16 protein-coding genes and 6 tRNA genes are annotated in these 18,885 nt (G+C 40.7%); 5 read left to right on the forward strand and 17 right to left on the reverse strand.

The window, feature by feature from the left end; all coding sequences use genetic code 11:
- Position 1: 1 nt before the first annotated feature.
- Together G6Q06_RS01715 and der are read right to left on the reverse strand one after the other, a co-directional pair.
- On the reverse strand, positions 2-1,753 hold the full coding sequence (locus tag G6Q06_RS01715) for an AAA family ATPase (RefSeq protein WP_163533603.1): 1,752 nt from the start codon (positions 1,751-1,753) through the stop codon (positions 2-4).
- Positions 1,750-3,066 (reverse strand): ribosome biogenesis GTPase Der, encoded by a 1,317-nt coding sequence (gene der / locus G6Q06_RS01720; protein WP_163565527.1) that lies wholly within the window; start codon positions 3,064-3,066, stop codon positions 1,750-1,752. The genes G6Q06_RS01715 and der overlap by 4 nt, the downstream gene beginning before the upstream one ends.
- A 123-nt stretch (positions 3,067-3,189) precedes the next feature.
- Between der and G6Q06_RS01725 the strand changes: the two genes are divergently transcribed.
- Entirely contained in the window at positions 3,190-3,900 is a 711-nt protein-coding gene (locus G6Q06_RS01725) for a cell surface protein (protein ID WP_205426709.1), read from the forward strand.
- Here G6Q06_RS01725 and G6Q06_RS01730 read toward each other — a convergent pair.
- The 13 genes from G6Q06_RS01730 to G6Q06_RS01790 all read right to left on the reverse strand — a co-directional run bounded on the left by G6Q06_RS01730 (position 3,901) and on the right by G6Q06_RS01790 (position 13,788).
- Positions 3,901-3,976: transfer RNA gene (locus tag G6Q06_RS01730), tRNA-Glu, on the reverse strand.
- 26 nt (positions 3,977-4,002) lie between these two features.
- Positions 4,003-4,079, reverse strand: a tRNA-Asp gene (locus G6Q06_RS01735).
- Position 4,080: 1 nt separating this feature from the next.
- Positions 4,081-4,156: transfer RNA gene (locus G6Q06_RS01740), tRNA-Val, on the reverse strand.
- Positions 4,157-4,160: 4 nt separating this feature from the next.
- A tRNA-Glu gene (locus G6Q06_RS01745) sits at positions 4,161-4,235 on the reverse strand.
- A 1-nt stretch (position 4,236) separates the two neighbouring features.
- Positions 4,237-4,312, reverse strand: a tRNA-Lys gene (locus G6Q06_RS01750).
- Positions 4,313-4,366: 54 nt separating this feature from the next.
- Complete coding sequence (locus tag G6Q06_RS01755) at positions 4,367-6,301, reverse strand: transglycosylase domain-containing protein (protein WP_163565615.1); 1,935 nt, start codon at positions 6,299-6,301, stop codon at positions 4,367-4,369.
- Between the two features lie 5 nt (positions 6,302-6,306).
- Positions 6,307-8,352, reverse strand: a complete 2,046-nt coding sequence (locus G6Q06_RS08700) for a methyl-accepting chemotaxis protein (RefSeq protein WP_163565528.1) — start codon at positions 8,350-8,352, stop codon at positions 6,307-6,309.
- A gap of 19 nt (positions 8,353-8,371) precedes the next feature.
- On the reverse strand, positions 8,372-8,863 hold the full coding sequence (locus tag G6Q06_RS01765) for a chemotaxis protein CheW (RefSeq protein WP_163533695.1): 492 nt from the start codon (positions 8,861-8,863) through the stop codon (positions 8,372-8,374).
- A gap of 24 nt (positions 8,864-8,887) precedes the next feature.
- A complete protein-coding gene (locus G6Q06_RS01770; RefSeq protein ID WP_163565529.1) occupies positions 8,888-11,239 on the reverse strand; it encodes a hybrid sensor histidine kinase/response regulator in 2,352 nt (783 codons plus the stop codon).
- 45 nt (positions 11,240-11,284) lie between these two features.
- Positions 11,285-12,220 carry a chemotaxis protein CheV gene (locus tag G6Q06_RS01775; protein ID WP_163565530.1) on the reverse strand — a complete coding sequence of 312 codons (936 nt, stop codon included), beginning with the start codon at positions 12,218-12,220 and terminating at the stop codon, positions 11,285-11,287.
- A 50-nt stretch (positions 12,221-12,270) separates the two neighbouring features.
- A complete protein-coding gene (locus G6Q06_RS01780) occupies positions 12,271-13,026 on the reverse strand; it encodes a metallophosphoesterase (protein ID WP_163565531.1) in 756 nt (251 codons plus the stop codon).
- Positions 13,023-13,223, reverse strand: a complete 201-nt coding sequence (thiS, locus tag G6Q06_RS01785) for a sulfur carrier protein ThiS (RefSeq protein ID WP_163533598.1) — start codon at positions 13,221-13,223, stop codon at positions 13,023-13,025. Before thiS ends, G6Q06_RS01780 begins: the two co-directional genes overlap by 4 nt.
- A 121-nt stretch (positions 13,224-13,344) precedes the next feature.
- Positions 13,345-13,788 carry a hypothetical protein gene (locus G6Q06_RS01790; RefSeq protein WP_163533597.1) on the reverse strand — a complete coding sequence of 148 codons (444 nt, stop codon included), beginning with the start codon at positions 13,786-13,788 and terminating at the stop codon, positions 13,345-13,347.
- 274 nt (positions 13,789-14,062) lie between these two features.
- On the opposite strand from G6Q06_RS01790, the gene G6Q06_RS01795 reads away from it, so the two are divergent.
- The 4 genes from G6Q06_RS01795 to metK all read left to right on the forward strand — a co-directional run bounded on the left by G6Q06_RS01795 (position 14,063) and on the right by metK (position 18,005).
- Positions 14,063-14,863: a HugZ family heme oxygenase gene (locus tag G6Q06_RS01795; RefSeq protein ID WP_163534523.1), complete on the forward strand. Its 801-nt coding sequence runs from the start codon at positions 14,063-14,065 to the stop codon at positions 14,861-14,863.
- Between the two features lie 129 nt (positions 14,864-14,992).
- Positions 14,993-15,787, forward strand: a complete 795-nt coding sequence (gene rpsB, locus G6Q06_RS01800) for a 30S ribosomal protein S2 (protein WP_205426708.1) — start codon at positions 14,993-14,995, stop codon at positions 15,785-15,787.
- Complete coding sequence (gene tsf / locus G6Q06_RS01805) at positions 15,780-16,841, forward strand: translation elongation factor Ts (RefSeq protein WP_163565532.1); 1,062 nt, start codon at positions 15,780-15,782, stop codon at positions 16,839-16,841. Before rpsB ends, tsf begins: the two co-directional genes overlap by 8 nt.
- A 9-nt stretch (positions 16,842-16,850) precedes the next feature.
- On the forward strand, positions 16,851-18,005 hold the full coding sequence (metK, locus tag G6Q06_RS01810; protein ID WP_163565533.1) for a methionine adenosyltransferase: 1,155 nt from the start codon (positions 16,851-16,853) through the stop codon (positions 18,003-18,005).
- A gap of 361 nt (positions 18,006-18,366) precedes the next feature.
- Here metK and G6Q06_RS01815 read toward each other — a convergent pair whose 3' ends face one another.
- Together G6Q06_RS01815 and G6Q06_RS01820 are read right to left on the reverse strand one after the other, a co-directional pair.
- A complete protein-coding gene (locus G6Q06_RS01815; protein ID WP_163533575.1) occupies positions 18,367-18,747 on the reverse strand; it encodes an SIMPL domain-containing protein in 381 nt (126 codons plus the stop codon).
- Between the two features lie 42 nt (positions 18,748-18,789).
- Positions 18,790-18,866, reverse strand: a tRNA-Ala gene (locus G6Q06_RS01820).
- Between the last annotated feature and the right edge of the window lie 19 nt (positions 18,867-18,885).

An 18,885-nucleotide genomic window follows, 5' to 3' on the forward strand; every position in this document is an offset into this window, starting at 1 on the left:
TTTATTGTAATTTTTGTAAACCAAAGCCAATATTTTTAGAGCTATCAAAATTACCTTGTTTTTCTTTATGGATTTCAGCTATCAAATCCTCTAAACTAAAAAGAGGGTTTTCATAAGTGGCGATTTTATAGGCCGTATTTTTAACCACTAAGGCAATTTGCCCCCCACTGAGAGCATGGCGGGCTAGGTTGTGGGCTAAACTTTCTCTAGTGTGCGGGGGTGCATAGGGGGCATTTTTGGGTAGGTATTTTTTCCACAACTCCACTCGCTGTTCAAATGTAGGGGGTTTAAATTCAATTTTATGGTTAAAACGCCGTGAAAAGGCGGTGTCTAAAGTTTCTAATAAATTGGTTGTCGCAATCAACACCCCCTCAAATTTTTCAATCTGGTGTAAAAAGATGTTTTGCATTTGGTTATGCATTTTATCCGCGCCACCACTAGCTGCAGTACGGGTACTTAAAAACTGATCGGCTTCATCTAAAAGTAAAATGGGTGGGTTTTTGCATTGTTTGGCAATTTTTTGGTAGTCATCAAAGATTTTGCGTACATTTTTTTCTGATTCACCCACATACATAGAAAGAATTTTAGAACAATCAAAACCCAAAACTTCTTTTTTTAAACTTTTAGCTAAGGCTAGCGCACTCATGGTTTTACCCGTGCCCGGAGGCCCATAAAAGATAATCTTTGCTTCAAAATCTTTATGCGTTTTATTGGCTAAACCCCAATCTTTCAAGCGCTGTTGCATTTGTGGATTCATTTGTTTGAGTAAAATCTCTAGGGTTTCTTTGGTCTTTTGGCTTAACACCACCTCCTCTAAACCCACTTTAGACTCTAAAGCCTCAAAAATATCGCTATCTTTAAGGATATTCTTAAGAGTGGCATGGGTACGAGAATTATTAGGGGAGGTGATGGTTTCTAAAATCGATTCTTGTAAAAAGAATTGGCGCACTAGCCCTTGATCAAAGGGATCGAGTAATTCCTCAAACTCTACAATCTTTTTTTTGATTAAAGGACTTGTGGGGCTTAAAAGCGCGGTGCTTTGTTCAGGAGTACTCCCATCTGCGCTCAATAGATGCAATAAATTTTGATAATAACTTAGAGACTCCTCCTCTTTATCATAATCACGGCTATTATAAACATCTTTGAGCAAGGCAAAGAAAATAAGTCTCTCCTTAGGCGTTAGGTTATGTTTATTTAAAAATTTTTGCACAGAGAGGGTAGGTGTTGTACTCTTTGTACGCGCCTTCATTTTATGTTCTAACAGTTCAAGTTCCTCTTTGATTTTTGCACGCCCCCGCAAACCCACTCTTTGTAGTTTAATTAAAAGCTCAATTTTTAAAAACCAATCATTAAAATAATCTAAATGATCCACATAGGGCGTGATCTCTAAAAAAGGGTGTTTACTACACCCATCTTCTGTGAGTTTAAAAAAGGCATGGCTTAAACTTAAAGAGCTATCTAGCAATTCTAGGAGTAATAATTCTTGTCTTCTAGCATGTTTTTCTTGAATCGCCCATCCTAAATCTAATAGATTTTTAATAGAAGTAAGATGGGGTAGCGCTTCTTTTTCTTTGGCATTAAAAAGTGTTTCTAAGATGTGTACCACCCCTAGATTGCTATGCCCTTTGAGATATTGGCTACCTAAGTATTGTAAAATTTTGGCCTCTTTAACACTGCACTTAAGGGCATAAAAAATACGCGCGCGCGCCACATCTTGAGTTTGTATAAAATCTAAAAAGTAGGCCGTACTCATGTTTGCAAAGTTTCTTCTTTGCCTCTGGCTAGTAGCAAAATAGGTGTACCTAAAAAGCCAAACTTAGCGCGCAAAGTATTGGTCAGATAGCGCTTATAACTAAAGTGCAAAGCCTTAGGGCGATTCATAACCAAAGCAATTTGAGGCGGACAAGAGGCAAATTGGGTGCTGTAGTAAATCCGCACAATTTTGCCATGATCGCTTGGGAGTGGGTGTTTTTCTGTGGCCTCTATGATGGTTTGATTAAGCGTACTAGTGCTAATGCGCATGGAGAAATAGCGATAAACTTCTAGGATTTTATCCTTGATTTGGAGAATATGGCGCTTAGAAGCTGCACTTGCTGTAAGAAGGGGGGCGTATTGTAAAAATTTAAATTTGTGCTTAAAATCCTGTACAATTGTTTCAAAGATCGCATGTTTAATATCCCATTTATTAAACACCACAATCACCCCTAAATTGTACTCACCAGCTAGAGAGGCGATTTTTTCATCTAATTCTACAAAAGGCGTACTAGCATCTAAAACTAACAAAGCAATATGGGATTTTTCAAGGACTTTTCGCGTGCGATCAAGGGCAAATTTCTCCAAGCCTTCCACTTTACTTCTTTGGCGTAGTCCTGCAGTATCTACAAAACAAATTTCTTGATCGTGGTACAAAATGCTTTGATTAACTGGATCAATAGTGGTACCCGGAACATCAGAGACTAGGGCGCGTTCTTGTTCTGTGAGGGCGTTTAAAAGAGAGCTTTTACCCACATTAACCCGCCCAATGATTCCTACTTGGATGGGAGGATTAGTACTTAAATGGGTGGAAGGTTCTAGGGGTTTTAGAGCAAAATGTTTTAAAATAGCAGCTGTGAGGGTATTTAGACCTTTATTATGGCTAACAGAGATAAAAAACATCTCTTTAATGCCCAAACTAGCAAATTCATAACCCGCTAACTCTTCTACTTGGTTATCTAACTTATTAACAAGTAAAAAACAAGCCCGTTTTTGTTTTTGTATCTCAAGTAGGTACTTTTTATCCTCATCTTGTGGGGGAATTTTACCATCTACTACATAGAGAATCAGATCGCTAGTTTTAATCGCTTCTAAATTAAAAGATTTAATCTGTGCTCCAAAAATACTATCCGCATCAAACCCGCCTGTGTCCCAAAGCTCCACCCCATGGCCTGCTAGTAAAAAAGTTTGCTTTTTAATATCCCGTGTTGTGCCGGCAATATCAGAGGTGATCGCGCTACGGCTTTTGAGTAGGCAATTAAATAAAGAGCTTTTGCCCACATTTGGCTTGCCCAAAATAGCAATTTTAAGCATGTAAGCTCCTTTAGTTTTTAGATACAAGATACCACAACCAACCTAACCCCCTCTAAATTTAAGACATATTAATTTATTATAAGCCCTGAATTATAAGCTTTAAAACTTAAAGAAGGGTCTTTGATGGATAAGTTTAGGGTGCGGGGTGTGTACGGGTTATTTGTGTATTTTATCATTATCTGGCTTTTTCTAGGGTGTGGGCATCCGCGTCAAATGGCCCCGATTAATTATAACTTTAATTATAAAGAAGATATCACTAATACAATCAATCATAACCACCTCCAAACACCCCGCACCGCTCAATCTATCCAGCAAGTTACACAGCATGTAAAGGTTAAAGGAAATGATCTTAAAAAGGTGGTTTTTCTCCAAGAAAATTACTACCCTCTTAAGCAAAACGAGGTGGGAGTAGAAGAATCGCATGGTAAATTATTCTTAAATACCCATTCCTTAGAACTACAAAAATTCATGCAAGGGGAAGTATTTTTAACCAAACAACAAACCCAGACTTTTACACTCAATAACGCTTCAACACAAATCACCAATATTGAAGGCCGTCTTAATACCTATCAGTATTCCCAAAAAAATCAAAAGGATCATAGCATTAACACCGCTTACCAGCGCTATGCCTTAAAGCAAAAAACCCCTACCCGGTTTGAAATTGATATTGATAAAATCCCCTACCAATTTGATACCCAAAACTGCCGTATTGTGATTAGAAAGCAACTCATTGATACCTTTAGCCATAGTAAGGAAGTCATGATTAATTTAGACTTTAAGCGAGAATTGCGCAATAAAGCAAGTTTTGATCTCTTTTTAGAATGCCCAAGATAGTGGCGACCCCTGAAAGATTTGAACTTCCGTTTCCACCTTGAAAGAGTGGTATCCTTGGCCACTAGATGAAGGGGTCTTAAGTGTAAAAGTAGCGTGGGAGAGTGGCGGAACGGACGGGACTTGAACCCGCGACCCCCTGCGTGACAGGCAGGTATTCTAACCAGCTGAACTACCGCTCCATGGTGGTCGCTATAAGACTCGAACTTATGACATCCACCTTGTAAGGGTGGCGCTCTACCAACTGAGCTAAGCGACCTAAGTGGTGACTCCTAGGGGATTTGAACCCCTGTAACCACCGTGAAAGGGTGGTATCCTAACCACTAGATGAAGGAGCCTTGGTGACCCGTGCTGGATTCGAACCAGCGGCCCATTCCTTAAAAGGGAATTGCTCTACCTGCTGAGCTAACGGGTCTTCTCACAAACAAAAAGCCGATTTTAGCATTTTTTAAAAGTATTTGTCAAGCTCTCAAAAAAGTAAGGGGGCGGTAGTTTGCATCGTAGGCGCTTGGGATTCTTTGGTGGTGTAATAGGTTTCTCCATTGATTGTTTGTTTGATCACATCTTCTGGGATTTCAAAATGCCGTTTAAGAGCAGGATTAAGCTTGAGGGCTTTTTTCATAAAATCAGCAAAAACAGGAGCAGCCACCGCGCCACCTGCCATGCCATGCCCAATACTAGTATTATCATCTCTCCCATACCAAATAATGGCCTGTAAACTGGGACTAAATCCACAAAACCACGCATCTACATAGTTATTAGAAGTCCCTGTTTTACCCGCTATTTCTAACCCGGGAACTTGGGCTTGTTTGCCTGTTCCCTCTTCTACAACATTTTGAAGAATGGAGAGAGTGAGAAAAGCCTGTGCTTTAGATAAAACGGTTTTAGGGGCTGGGATTTTAAGGGGTTTGTTATGCCCTTTAGCATCAACGATGCTTTCAATTAAAATAGGTTCAAGTATATTTCCATAATTAGAAAAAAGCGAATATTGCATGCTTGCCTCTAGTGGAGAAATACCAAAACTACCCAAAGCAATGGACATATTCTTGGGTAGGTTTTCAAATCCAAAGGCGCTTAAATTTCTATAAATCGTATCAAAACCCACATAATCTACTAAATTAAGCGTGGCTAGATTGAGCGAATGGGTGAGCGCACTCTTAAGGGTTACAAGGCCATTAAATTTATGGTTATCATTTTTAGGACGCCAGTGGCGTTGTTTGGAGGTGGCGCTATCGTTATTAAAACTGCGGGCTACATCTGGAATTAAAGACGCGCCAGATAGTCCATTATTAAAGGCAATTTGATAAATAAAGGGCTTAACAGCGCTACCAAATTGCCGCTTAGTTTGGGTAGCGCGGTTAAAGGCGCTTTTTTGGTGATCGATACCGCCGACTAATGCTAGAATATGCCCGCTTTTAGTTTCTGTTATTACCATCGCACCATTTAGCGTACTATCTGCACTCTCATGGAGTTTATGGCTGACATTTTCATAGCCCAATCGCAAGGAATCTTGTGCCATTTTTTGATAATCCAGATTGATATAAAGCTTAATCGTATACCCACCCGTTTTTAAATCTGGCAAGAAAGCCAAAGTACGCACCACTTCATCTACCACATAGGGGGCAACATTTTGGGTTAGAGTTGTGTTATAAACTTTAGGTACTTCATTTAATGCTGTGTACATCTCATCATCTGTAATCCAACCCAAATCATGCATGCGCTTAATAATGCTATTAGCCCTAGCTAGGGAAAAATCTAGCCGCTTGGTTGGATCATAAAAAGAGGGGGCGCGTGGGAGGGCTACTAACATCGCCATTTCTTTTAAAGTCAAAAGCGCTAAGGGTTTTTTAAAATAGCCTAGACTTGCCGTTTTGATCCCATAAAACCCATGCCCAAAGAAAGTTTGGTTAAAGTAGCGCTCTAAAATCTGCTCTTTACTCAACACTTGCTCTAGTTTGACAGATAAAATCATTTCTTTAATCTTGCGATCGATAGTCTTAGTCCGTGTTAAAAGCATGTTTTTAACTAGTTGTTGGGTGAGTGTGCTACCCCCTTCGGCATATTTTTGGTTGCGTAAATTCTTTAAAAAAGCGCGTAAAATCGCATCTAAATTCACCCCGCCATGTTCAAAAAATAGCGTGTCTTCTACCGCTAAAAGAGCCTCCACCATTCTAGGGGGAATCTCAGAAAAAGGCGCGTAAATGCGAAATTCCTTATCGTATAAATTCGCAATAAGCCGTCCCCTGCTATCTACAATTTTAGTGATCACATTTGGTTTATAATTGACTACCTTTTGTACATCAGCAGAGGCCTGCATCCACAAATACAGCAAATACACCCCCCCAAAAAATCCCCCCAAAACAACGGGTAGGATAAATAAAACCCAAAGGATTTTTTTAAGGATTTGCATTAAAATTTCTTCTTATTGGCGTCCTCTAAAATATTTTTAGAAATCGTATCAATGTTGCTGCCCACTTCTAGTGAGGTGTGGGCGATATTTAAATTATTTTGTGTGTCTTGCTTGAAAGTCTCTAAAGACGCGTTGATTTCCCCCACACTCTGGCTTTGCATTTTAATAGATTCAGAAGCATCAGCAATACTTTGTAATAAAACATTGATATTAGCCTCAATTTCTCCTAAGGATTTTTGGGTGCGTTCAGCAAGTTTTCTTACCTCATCAGCCACCACAGCAAACCCTCTTCCATGTTCGCCTGCGCGTGCGGCCTCAATAGCGGCATTAAGGGCTAATAAATTAGTTTGATCGGCAATATCTTTAATAATTTCTACAATATTTCTAATATCTTGCCCTTGTGCAATCATCCCCTCACTCTTTTGGCTAATGCTAGCAATGCTCTCTGTAATGGCCTCTATAGATTTAGAAGTTTGCATTAAATTCTTATTTTGCTGGTTAGCGCTACTAGTTAGATTATCCACACAGGTTTTTAAGCCTTGTGATTCTTGAGTGAGCGCGCTAGCAAAGTCTAGAGAAGTACGCAACATTCTTTTAATTTCTGCCCCTAAATCATCAACAGCCTTTTCCATATCCCCAGAAGGGTTAGCAATGCCTTGTGTGAAGTCTAAAACTTTATAGCGTTCAAAGGCTTGGTTGATTACCTGCATGTGTGAGCCAATGTGTTGTTGGAGATAGGTGATCACATCATTAAAAAGTTCTTTAAGTTGTAATAAGCTTGGGCTATTAGGGATAGCTGCGATCTTTTGGGTAAAATCCCCCTCTTTAATGTGGCGCACAACACTTAACATATCCTCAATTGTTGTACTATCAGCTTTGGTATTTTCATGGATTTTTAAGACATTTTCATTAATGGATCGTTGCATGCATCCAATTTCATCAAGCGCCTTAGTCTTAACTACATGAACAGCGCCCTCTTTTTTAGGATCGTTTAGCAATCTAAAAAACCCATCCAGTGTAGCAGAAACTGCCGTAATGCGATTACCCACTAAATAACGCACCAGTAAATACACAGAGACAATTAAAATAAGCACCACAACACTACCAGCAATTAAAATTAACTTTTGTAGTTCATAAGCGACGGCAAAAACTTCATCTCTACTCACAAATCTAGCCAAAGCCCAGTTGAATTTAAAACCACCCGAATCCACTTTGTCAAAAATATCAAAGGTTTTGATAAATAAAAAGCTATCTTTATTAGTGCGCAAGGCATGGTAATCTATCGCCCCTGAATAACCCTCTCGTGTTAGATTGACTACTTTTTTTGCTGAAGGATCGGGATTAACCTCGTTTAAAAGTTTACCCTGAAGTTTTTCACTATAAATGAGTATCAAATATCCATTCTCTTGCATCAAAAAGGTATCTTGTTTCTCACGCAAGATCATATCACTAAAACTATCAATACTCACAAAGGCAACAATCGCACCCACTATTTTAGTGCGACCACCTTGTACCTTTTTTAAAGGCATGCCAAAATCAAAGCCAAAGATCTTTTCACCATCAATATTTTTAAAATAAGGCTTACTTTTTTGCAAGCTATGGTTTTGTAACACCTTGTGATAAATTTCTGGGTTATAAGAACTGTTAGTTTTTGAAATTTCAATGGATTTTCCTGTGCGGTGTGCCATGTAAAAGTCATTAGGATTATTCAAGGAAGCAACGCTAACAATTTTAATATGGTGCTCATCGTTTAAAAACCGCTTCATTAATCTATCCCGTTCTTTATCATTATGGGCTAAATCAATGGAGACTAAATCCGCGTTTAAATTCTTAAGCGCAACAAACATGCGGTTTATATTTCTCTGTAAACGCGATGCGCCCTCCTCAATTTCAGAACTCAAAACTTCAATGGTATTCACCCTTGTTGTATTGCGCACTTTATTACTCACAATGAGACCCAGAATTGCGATCCCAAGCACTACAATAAAACACACACTCAAAACGATTTTCGTGCCAATCTTTAGTCTAGAAAACATTGCATTCATTTAAATCCTAACTTTTATTTTAGAAGTCTTTTTTTAAGATTTCTTCTACTTTTAAGATAGAAACTAATTTATCCTCTCGCTTACCAATGCCATAGATAAGTTGGTTATTTTCTAAAAGCGTTTCAGGTACCGGATCAATATCTGATTGTTTAATGCGGATTGCCTCTGTTAAACGATCAATATAAAACCCGGCGATTTGATCATTATGGCGCACCACTAAATAACGCATGTCTTTATTGAGTTTTTCAGGGGGCAGCCCAAATTTAAGCCGTAAACTAATCAAAGGGAAAACATTACCCCGCAAATTAAACACGCCCAGTACATAACCGGGAGTTTCCGGTACGCGCGTATAACCAATGGGTTTAACAATTTCTAAAATATTTAAAATGGGAATCGCGTACTCCTCATTGCCAATAATAAAACCGATAAATTGTAAAATTTCTTCGCTCTCCTCCGGCTTTTCCTCTTTATCCCCTTTCTTTTGCTTTTCAAACAGCTCTTTTAATGCCATTGTATCTTGTTGCATGTATTCTCCTTAATCCTCTAGTTTAATGCTTCGTTTAACCACATTGGCCAAATACTCCGGGCTATAAGGCTTAGTGATGTATTCAGTCATGCCACTTTCTACCCCGCGGATACGATCGGTCTTAGTAACTCTGGAAGTTACAGCAATGAGGGGTAAATTTTTGTATTTATTATATTTGCGCACCTCAGAGGCAAAGGTATAACCATCCATCTTAGGCATTTCAATATCCACTAACACAGCATCCGGGACTTTATCGGCGTTTTTAACCATTTCTAGCCCTTCTAATCCATTGGTTGCCTCTAATACGGTAACCCCTAGAGGTTTAAGAGATTTGCGCATCATCGCCCGGTCAGTACTGCTATCATCAATGGCTAAAACGATATAATCACTAGGCGCGTTTTTAGCATTAGAATTTTGGGCTTGATCAATGAGGCTATTGACATTAACCTTCACATTTTTAGCCATTTCCATCATCGTGCCTACATCTACAATCAAAGTAATTTTACCATCGCCGCGTACCGTCGCCCCTGCAATGCCTTTAGTGCTTTTTAAATAATAGCCTAAAGATTTAATCACCACTTCCTCTTGGCCAATCAAATAATCCACAATCACCCCGATTTTTTGATCGGCTAGCCCGATGATCACCACATACACCTCTTTAGAACCTTCTAAAATCGCATCTACTTTAAAAATATCAGCTAAGCGCACCAAAGAGAGTACTTCATCACGCAAGCGCAACACACTTTTACCATCTACGCTATAGATTTCATCTTGACTAATGCGCACGGTTTCAAGCACTGAGGAGAGCGGAATAGCGTAGTATTCCTCTTGTACACCCACCAAAAGAGCCTGAATAATGGCTAGAGTTAAAGGAATTTTAAGTTTCTCAACAGTGCCAGCCCCCACTTGTGATTCTAGCTCAATAATCCCATTGAGTTTTTCAATATTAGTTTTCACCACATCCATTCCCACGCCCCGCCCAGAGACATTACTCACCACCTTAGCCGTAGAAAAACCCGGTTTAAAGATGATATTAAGCGCCTCTTTATCCGTCATAGCGGCCGCATCTCTTTCGGTAATAATGCCTTTTTCTATAGCCTTTGTTTTGAGTTTCTCTGGATCCATCCCCGCCCCATCATCAGTAATTTTAATCACGATATGATTGCCCTCATTATAAGCGCTTAGTTCTACGCGCCCGGTTTCAGGCTTGCCTAACATTTTGCGATCTTCGGGTTTTTCAATCCCATGGTCGCAAGAATTACGGATTATATGGATAAGCGGATCGCCAATTTCCTCTACAATGGATTTATCTAACTCTGTTTCTTCTCCATCAATGACTAATTCAATGCTTTTACCTAGTTCGCGGCTCAAATCGCGTACCATGCGCGGGAATTTATTAAAGACTTTGCCAATGGGTTGCATTCTAGTTTTCATCACGGCTAGTTGTAAATCTGTGGTTACGGCTGAAATAGAAGAAACCACTTGGTTAAGCTCTTCTAAGAATTTTTCCCCGTCGTAGCGTTCCTCTACATCCCCATAAATGCGAATTAAGCGGTTTTTACCTAACACCAACTCCCCAATTAAATTCATGAGGTGATCGAGCCGCCCCACATCTACGCGTACCGTTTGCTCCACTCCAAGAGCTACTGATTTTTCTTTAGTGCCCTTAGAAGCAGGGGTAGCTTTAGGAGGGGCTTTAGGGGGTGGGGGAGGGGGTGGGGGATTTTTAGCGGCTTGTTCTTTTTTCTGGGCACGGCGGGCTTTGTCTGCTTCTTGGCGCAACTGCAACAAACGGGCGATCTCTTTTTCTACCTCTTCTGGACTCATCTTAGCTAGATCTGGCTCGGGTTCATTTGCTAGAGGATTATCTGTTCCTTGAGGTGCTTGTGCTGTACTCTCTTGGGGGGGGGTTTCTTGTTGGGGGGTTTGTACACTTGGTTGTGCCTCTGCTTCTTGCTCTCCTGCTTCAGGGCTTTGTGCAATGGCTTGTAATTTTTTAACCACATCTGAAATATCCACCCCAGAATTAGCATCGCTACCGGTATTGCGGATAGTTACTAGTAAAGTTTTCATCAAATCCACTGAGCGCAACACTACATCCATCACATCAGGCGTGATCTTTAGCTCATTTTTGCGCGCGCGGTTAAGCACATCTTCCATATTGTGGGTCAAATGGGTTAGGGTATCTAAGTTAAGAAACGAACTTGAGCCCTTAATGGTATGTGCTACCCTAAAAATACGATTTAATAAGTCTGGATCTTCAGGATTATGTTCTAATTCTACTAAATCCTGATCGAGCTGTTCATTCATCTCAAAGGCTTCTACTAAGAAGTCCTCCATGATTTCTTTCATATCATCCATTAAGCACCTCTAATTTTTTGATGTTGTATTATACTTGTTGCCCACTTAACCCAGAACCCGGCTCACTTCATCTATAAAACGCTCCGCATCAAATTTAACCAAATAGCCCTTAGCACCTAAGTCTAAAGCCTTTTGTGCGCTGTAATCATCGCAAATAGAAGAGTTAAAAATCACCGGGATATTAGCAAAACGGGCGTCCTCTTGGATTTTAGAAAAGAAATGATACCCATCCATTTTAGGCATTTCTACATCAGATACGATTAATTTAAGGTGTTTAGTCAAATTCTCTTGATACTGCTCATAGAGTTTTTCTAGTTTTTCTAACCCATCTTTGCCATCTACGGCCTCCACCACATCAAAACCTAGTTTTAATAAAGTGTGCTTAATGGCTTTTCTAGCAGTCCTGCTATCATCTACAAATAAAACAGTCCCTTCAAACTTTTTAACCTGTTGTTTTTGTGATTCTTTCTTGGGTTGAGCTACATGGAGTTCTAGATCGTCTAAGATGCTTTCTAAATCTAAAATAAGTAAAGTCTTATCGCCCTCAACTTTGGTAATGCCAGTAATCTTATTGCCATCTACCGTGCTATGCGAGCTAAAAGTAGCCGGTTCTACATCACTCCAATCAATGCGGCGGATGCGTTTGGCTTCATGCACCACAAAACCCATTTTAACATTGCTAAATTCAGTGATCACCACTACTTTTTCTACAACGCGTTTTTCATCAGGAACAATCCCAAGCCAAGTAGATAGATCAATAAGCGGGATAATTGTAGAGCGTAGATCAAAAACGCCTAAAATATAGTTTAAATTGGTGGGGAATTCAAAGATTTCAGGCATCATGATAATTTCTTGCACTTTAGAGACATTGATTCCATAAATGCCCTCATAGGGTTTATCTCCCTGCAAGCCAAAAATCCTAAAATCCACCAACTCAATTTCTCCTAAATTCAACGCCGTATCTAAACTTTGCTCTGTCAAAATTATTCCTAATTAGGTGGTTTAATGGCTTAATTTTATCCTAATTTCTATTAGTTTAAACAGCGGATTTGTAACCCCGTTTTAATCCCGTACTGGCAAATTTCTTGGTTATGATAAAAAGAGGGCAAAGCTGCATACAACAAATCTTGATTAGATTGATAAAAACGCCCGATGTGAAAATGCCCCTCAATTACACCGCCTAAGTTAAGCGTAGGAGCAATTTTAGTGCGCCAATGCTCATAACAAGCTAGGCGCTGCTTACTAAAGTCTTTAAACACTTCTTGACTTGGTATTAGAGATCTAATTTTCTTGCGATAAATGGGGGCTGTAAGGGGGGCATAAAGGGGGATTATTTGATCTAAAAATCCTAAAGTTTTGATAGAAAACTGGCTAGATAAAAGCCTAATATAAACTTCATAGCCCCATTTTAAAAATAAATCCCCATGGGCTAGTAAAAAGAGTTTATCTTGGCAGATAAAAGGAATGGGCTGGATTTTTCTAGGATAAATTTGGATATTTTTTAAATGGCAAAGTTGGGCTAATCCAAAATCGTGGTTACCCTCAAAATAAAAAAGGGTGCTTTTTTGGCTCAGCAGTTCTAATTGCTCCAGAATAGAGATATAAGGCCTGTAGCTACTTTTGACACTGCCTACTAAAATCTGGAAAATATCCCCCATTAAAAAAAGCTGACTGGGTGGACTAGCCAGAAGGCGATTTAAAAGGCGAGGGAAGTGGGCTAAACCCTCTTGGTGGTGAACATCAGATACAAAAATAGCCCCCTCAAGGACTTCTCTAGCTGCTCTCACCCCCCGCCCATAAACTGCAAGCACTCTAAGCGATCGTTTTCTTGTAGTGCTGTGTTTTCCCAATTCTCTTTCTTAACGACCCTTTCATTTAAGGCCACTGCACACACATGTTTTTCAATCCCTAGTTGTTCAATAGCTGCATGGACATTTAAAACCTCACCAAACTCTTTAGCCTGCCCATTGACAAACACCTGCATAAGACTCCTTTCTAAAAATCTTTTCACAAGCGTACATGCTAGCATAATTGTATGGGGTTTTGCTAGGATTAAGCGCGACCTCTAAAATCTTAGCTATGGAATAACTCTAAAAGCGCCAGTCTCACCTACCCCCTTTTCTTTTGAATAAGCTGTTATCTTCTTGCCATTCTTCAGTTTGCCACTTTTCAGTCTCGTATACTTGCCAACGAAAAACAGCCCCACACGATGGACAAACATCATTGGGCTTGGCATTCACTTTTCTAAGAATAGGCCACAAATAACGTCTGTATGCTACAATCGATGAGAATATGAGAGTATAGGCTACAAAAGGGAGGAGCACAAGAATGGAATAGGCATTATTCCGGGCTGTGACACCAAAATCACCTGTAAAAGTAGGAACAGCTACACAAAAAGTTACCACCAACGCTGAGATAACAGAAGAAAATTTGTCTTTAGTCTCTGCAAAAGGCTCCTCTTGTTGGAATGTTTCAATCCTCTTTTCATCCCAATCATCCGGTTTTACTTGTTCGTACCCACACTCTAAACATCGACGGATAGTTCTCATTTGTCTATTACTCTTCGCTTGTTGTTTTGTCAAAGCTATCACAAAGCCAATAAAACCATTAGTACACGCTTTTTATACGCATAAAATTTCTCGTTGTATTTGGTGGGCTACAAATTTTTAAAAGAGATTTAACGGGGGGGGGGGGGTGAAAATGGAGTTCAAAGCAATTTCCTTTAGTGGTACTAAAACCGCGTTGTAAAATTATTTTTCTAAAATGAAAATAAATTATGCCCATGCTAAAATGGTACTTTTAAACCAACATAAGGAGTTTTTTATGGATAAGCAATTTATCCTTGATCACATGAATAAAAACCATGTTAAAGACATGGAGGCGTTACTAGCCAAATTTGGGAATGTTAAGCATGCACAAGATGTGCATTTAAAAGAAGCCACCTTTGAGCATATTGAAATTGGCTACAGTACAGAGGGCAAGCAAGGTAGCTTAAAAATTGACTACCCCTCTAAAGTAAGTGATTTTAATGGGGTTAAAGATGCCATTATTAGTTTATGCACTTCTATTCCACAAACCACAGATTTACATGGCATACAACAAGATTTAGAAAACTTCCGCGCCGGTTTTAGCAGTGTATGCATTGCAAGCCTCAGCCCAGAAAACCAAGTTGTTTGCTCTTATAGCGCTTTATTAGTGGATGAGGTAGAAGGCCATCCTCAGTTTTATATTTATGTTAGCGAAGTAGCCGAGCATTTTAAGGCTTTTAAAGCCCACCCAGATAATGTAGAAATCATGTTTTTAGAAGATGAGGCCAGCGCTAAATCCCCCATTTTGCGCCGCCGTTTGCGCTATAAAACCCACCTGCATTTTATAGACAGGGGGGCGGAGTTTGATCGCGTCTATGATAGCTTTTTAAATAAGCATGGCAAAGGAAGAGGGTTAGAGACTATCCGCCACATGCAAGATTTTCATTTGATCAAATTAGAATTTATCAAGGGGCGCTTTGTAAAAGGGTTTGGGCAGGCTTATGATGTGGATGCACACGGCAATCTTTCTTATGTCGGAGGCAAGGGTAACCCACACTCTCAAGGCAAGCCCCACGCCCACCACCCTAAACATTAGTTTTAGGGGCTTAGCCTTAGTTGTTTTTTAGGCTATCTGTGTTAAAATCCCTACTTGCTTTATGCAAAATCACACACGCCCAGCCTTAAAGTGTTAAAAGGGCGTGGAGGCAAACTTTAAGGAGAATTAATGATTACCATGAAAGATTTATTAGAATGTGGCGTGCATTTTGGCCACCAAACGAGGCGTTGGAATCCTAAAACCGCGCGCTTTATCTTTGGGGTGCGTAAAAATATCCACATCATAGATTTACAAAAAACCCTGCGCTATTTCCGCTACACCTATAACATCGTTAGAGACGCTAGCGCTGAGGGTAAAACAATCATGTTTGTAGGCACTAAAAAGCAGGCTAGCGATACTTTAAAAGAATACGCCACTCAGGTCAATGTCCCCTATGTCAATTACCGCTGGCTAGGCGGGATGCTCACTAACTTTAGCACGATTAGAAAATCTGTACGCAAGTTAGAAATCATGGAGGAGATGGAAAATAGCGGGCAAATTGATCTACTTACTAAGAAAGAAAAACTCATGATCTTGCGCAAAAAGGAAAAACTAGAAAAATATCTAGGGGGTGTGCGCCATATGAAAAAAATGCCGGATATGATGTTTATCATTGATGTGGTCAAGGAAAAGATCGCTGTTGCTGAGGCTAGAAGGCTAGGCATTCCTATTATCGCCCCCCTAGATACCAACTGCGATCCAGATTTGGTTGACTACCCTATTCCGGGTAATGATGATGCGATTCGCTCCATTGCTTTATTTTGTAAAGAAATGGCAGAGGCCATTACAGAGGGGCGCGAATTAGTGGGCAAAAGCGAGGAAGTGGTAGAAGAGGTGGTAGAGGAGATGATAGCTGCTAGTGGGGCTGAGCAGGAGGAAATTTTAGAGCAAGTGCGTCAGGAACAAGGAGAAAGCCATGAGTAGTGTAAGTGCAGCACAGGTTAAACAACTCAGAGAAATGACTGATGCGCCGATGATGGATTGTAAAAAGGCTTTGGTAGAATGTGGCGGGGATTTAGAAAAATCGGTGGCATATCTACGCGAAAAGGGTTTGAGTAAGGCCATTAAAAAAGCCGATCGTGTGGCAAGTGAGGGGGTGATTGCTTTAGATGTGGGCGATAAACAGGCCATTATGTTAGAAATTAATAGCGAAACTGACTTTGTGGCCAAAAACGAGCATTTTAAAGCGCTAGTAGAACAAACCCTTAAGCTGGCAAAAGATCAACATGTCTCAAGTGAGGAGGCGCTTTTAAAAGCCTCTTTAAATGGGCAAAGCTATCAGGATCATTTACACGCCGCCATTGCCAAGATCGGGGAAAATATCGTGGTGAGGCGTTTGGTGTACATGCAAGCTCAAGATAATGAAGTACTCAACGCCTATTTGCATGCTAACCACCGCGTGGGAGTGGTGGTTAAAATAGCACATAAAAACCCCAAACACGCCTCAGAACTTAAAGAATTAGCCCGCCAAATTGCCATGCATGCTGCCGCGATGAAACCAGTTGTACTCACTTATAAAGCCTTTAGTCCAGAATTTGTCGCCAAAGAAAAAATTGCCTTGATAGCTGAGATAGAAAAGGAAAATGAGGAGGCAAAACGCTTAGGCAAGCCTTTAAAAACCATGCCCACTTATGTTAGCCGTGTGGAATTAACCCCAGAGGTTTTAAGCGCGCAAGAGGAATTGTTTAAAGAGGAGCTACGCGCCCAGAAAAAACCAGAAAAGATTTTTGAAAAGATTATTCCGGGTAAAATGGAGCGCTTCATTGCGGATAATACCCTTTTAGATCAACGCCTTAGCCTTTTAGGGCAATTTTTTGTGATGGATGAGAAAAAGACGATCCAGCAGATTTTAGAGGAAAAGAGCGCGCAGCTACACGATAGCATAGAAATTGTGGAGTTTGTGCGCTTTGAAGTGGGCGAGGGGATTGAGAAAAAAAGCGAGGATTTCGCCGCCGAAGTGGCCGCACAAATGCAGTAAGGAGAGTTTATGGGGCGCTATCTTTTCACCTCAGAGTCGGTTACAGAGGGGCATCCGGATAAAATGGCCGATCAAATCAGCGATGCCATTTTAGATTACATCATTGAGCGCGATGAGAGGGCGCGGGTGGCGTGTGAAACTTTATTAGCTAATGGCTTTTGTGTGATCACTGGCGAGCTTAAAACCCGCGTTTATGCCCCGATGCAAGAAATTGCCCGCGGTGTGATTAAAGATATTGGCTATACCGACGCGCTTTATGGATTTGATTATAGAAGCGCAGCCGTACTCAATGGCATAGGCGAGCAAAGCCCGGATATTAATCAGGGAGTGGATAGAGCTGATGGCGAAGTAGGGGCAGGCGATCAAGGCTTGATGTTTGGCTATGCCTGCAATGAGACACAAAATTTTATGCCCCTAGCTATCCATCTTGCCCATGCGATCACCTCAAGCTTAGCTCAGGCCAGAAAAAGCGGGGTTTTGCCCTTTTTAAGACCCGATGGCAAGGCACAAGTAACCGTGCGCTATGAGGGGCATAAACCTATTGGGATTGATACAATCGTCATCTCCACCCAGCACTCCCCAGAAATTGATCAAAAATCCTTACGCGAGGCTGTCATTGAGGAGATTGTGTATAAAGTTTTGCCTCAGGAATTTATTAACGATGATATTAAGTACCACATCAACCCTACGGGTAAATTTGTTATCGGCGGGCCACAAGGCGATGCGGGTTTGACAGGCCGTAAAATTATTGTAGACACTTATGGCGGGAGTTGCCCGCATGGAGGCGGGGCTTTTAGCGGTAAGGACCCCTCAAAAGTGGATAGAAGCGCAGCCTACATGGCGCGCTACATCGCTAAAAATCTTGTAGCCAGCGGGGTTTGCATGCGCGCAACAGTACAATTAGCCTATGCCATTGGCATTATTGATCCCATCTCAGTTTATGTCAACACCCACAACACCAGTTCTTATAGCCCAGAGGCGCTAGAATCTTGCGTGCGTTCTTTGTTTAAACTCACACCAAAGGGCATTATGCAAAGCCTTGATCTATTGCGCCCCATTTATAGAAAAACCGCCACTTACGGGCATTTTGGACGGGATGGTTTTAGCTGGGAGGCATTAGACAAGATAGAGGCGATTCAAGATTTTTTAGGCAAGAGTACCTGAGGGTTGAGATAAAAAATTATGCAAACGGGTAAAAAGCTTAAAAATTTTATAAAGGGGCAGAGTAATTAGGTGTTTGTCTAAAACAACGCCTTTGTCTCTAATGCCAAAAGGTGTTTTATCCCTTATCGCCCCTATGAAAACAGCAACTATACCAAAAACCTCAAGCCTTGACTTACCCACTGCGCGCTAAAGCCCCTAGATTGCTAAGCAGATAGCTATAAGGTTTTGTTATAACCGCCAGAGTAAAGGCCCAACTCTAAGAGTAGAGGCTACTAAAGTGCTACTAGCTAGCCTGTGAGACCTATCAATTCTCTAGCCTAAGCTATGAGGAGTATGCCAAGTGCTTAATTAGAGCAAAGCTTTAATCTTTAGCCCGCGCATAACCCTGTACTTTTACACACTTGCTCCCAAGGAAAAACAAATAGCGGGGTAAAGGCCAGCTTTCTAGGGTTACGGTGGTGTTGATAAGTTCCCCCTCACTTTTGCCTAAACTTTTAGCGTAAGCATCAGCTTGATCTTGTGCTTGTTGTATGGCCTCTTTTTTGAGATTTTCTATCCCTTTTTTGCTATAGGGCCAAATAGGCCACATTTTTTGCTTGTTGCAGCTATATCCATGAATGGGTTTTACCTGTCCAGTAGTGGGCTGGCCTGGATTGATGCTAGCAACCTTAGAACAGCCTAAAATGAAAAAGGTGCTAACTATCCCTATCCCACCCCATTTGATCAGAGAAGAACTAAACATAAAAACCCCCTATAAAGATTTCTATTGATAAGACTTCTAAATTGGTGGAGTGTAGGGGGATCGAACCCCTGACCTCAACGCTGCCAGCGTTGCGCTCTCCCAAACTGAGCTAACACCCCAACAAGAAATGTGCATTCT

Origin of the sequence: Helicobacter suis (assembly GCF_902196135.1) — a bacterium.
Lineage (GTDB): Bacteria > Campylobacterota > Campylobacteria > Campylobacterales > Helicobacteraceae > Helicobacter > Helicobacter suis_A.

Bases quoted from the DNA above. Each gene is read 5' to 3' on its own strand.
- der (WP_163565527.1), bottom strand. From the start codon at position 3,066: ATGCTTAAAATTGCTATTTTGGGCAAGCCAAATGTGGGCAAAAGCTCT.
- G6Q06_RS01795 (WP_163534523.1), top strand. From the start codon at position 14,063: ATGGATAAGCAATTTATCCTTGATCACATGAATAAAAACCATGTTAAA.
- G6Q06_RS08700 (WP_163565528.1), bottom strand. From the start codon at position 8,352: ATGAATGCAATGTTTTCTAGACTAAAGATTGGCACGAAAATCGTTTTG.
- G6Q06_RS01725 (WP_205426709.1), top strand. From the start codon at position 3,190: ATGGATAAGTTTAGGGTGCGGGGTGTGTACGGGTTATTTGTGTATTTT.
- G6Q06_RS01815 (WP_163533575.1), bottom strand. From the start codon at position 18,747: ATGTTTAGTTCTTCTCTGATCAAATGGGGTGGGATAGGGATAGTTAGC.
- metK (WP_163565533.1), top strand. From the start codon at position 16,851: ATGGGGCGCTATCTTTTCACCTCAGAGTCGGTTACAGAGGGGCATCCG.
- G6Q06_RS01765 (WP_163533695.1), bottom strand. From the start codon at position 8,863: ATGGCATTAAAAGAGCTGTTTGAAAAGCAAAAGAAAGGGGATAAAGAG.
- G6Q06_RS01790 (WP_163533597.1), bottom strand. From the start codon at position 13,788: ATGAGAACTATCCGTCGATGTTTAGAGTGTGGGTACGAACAAGTAAAA.
- thiS (WP_163533598.1), bottom strand. From the start codon at position 13,223: ATGCAGGTGTTTGTCAATGGGCAGGCTAAAGAGTTTGGTGAGGTTTTA.
- G6Q06_RS01770 (WP_163565529.1), bottom strand. From the start codon at position 11,239: ATGGATGATATGAAAGAAATCATGGAGGACTTCTTAGTAGAAGCCTTT.
- rpsB (WP_205426708.1), top strand. From the start codon at position 14,993: ATGATTACCATGAAAGATTTATTAGAATGTGGCGTGCATTTTGGCCAC.
- tsf (WP_163565532.1), top strand. From the start codon at position 15,780: ATGAGTAGTGTAAGTGCAGCACAGGTTAAACAACTCAGAGAAATGACT.
- G6Q06_RS01715 (WP_163533603.1), bottom strand. From the start codon at position 1,753: ATGAGTACGGCCTACTTTTTAGATTTTATACAAACTCAAGATGTGGCG.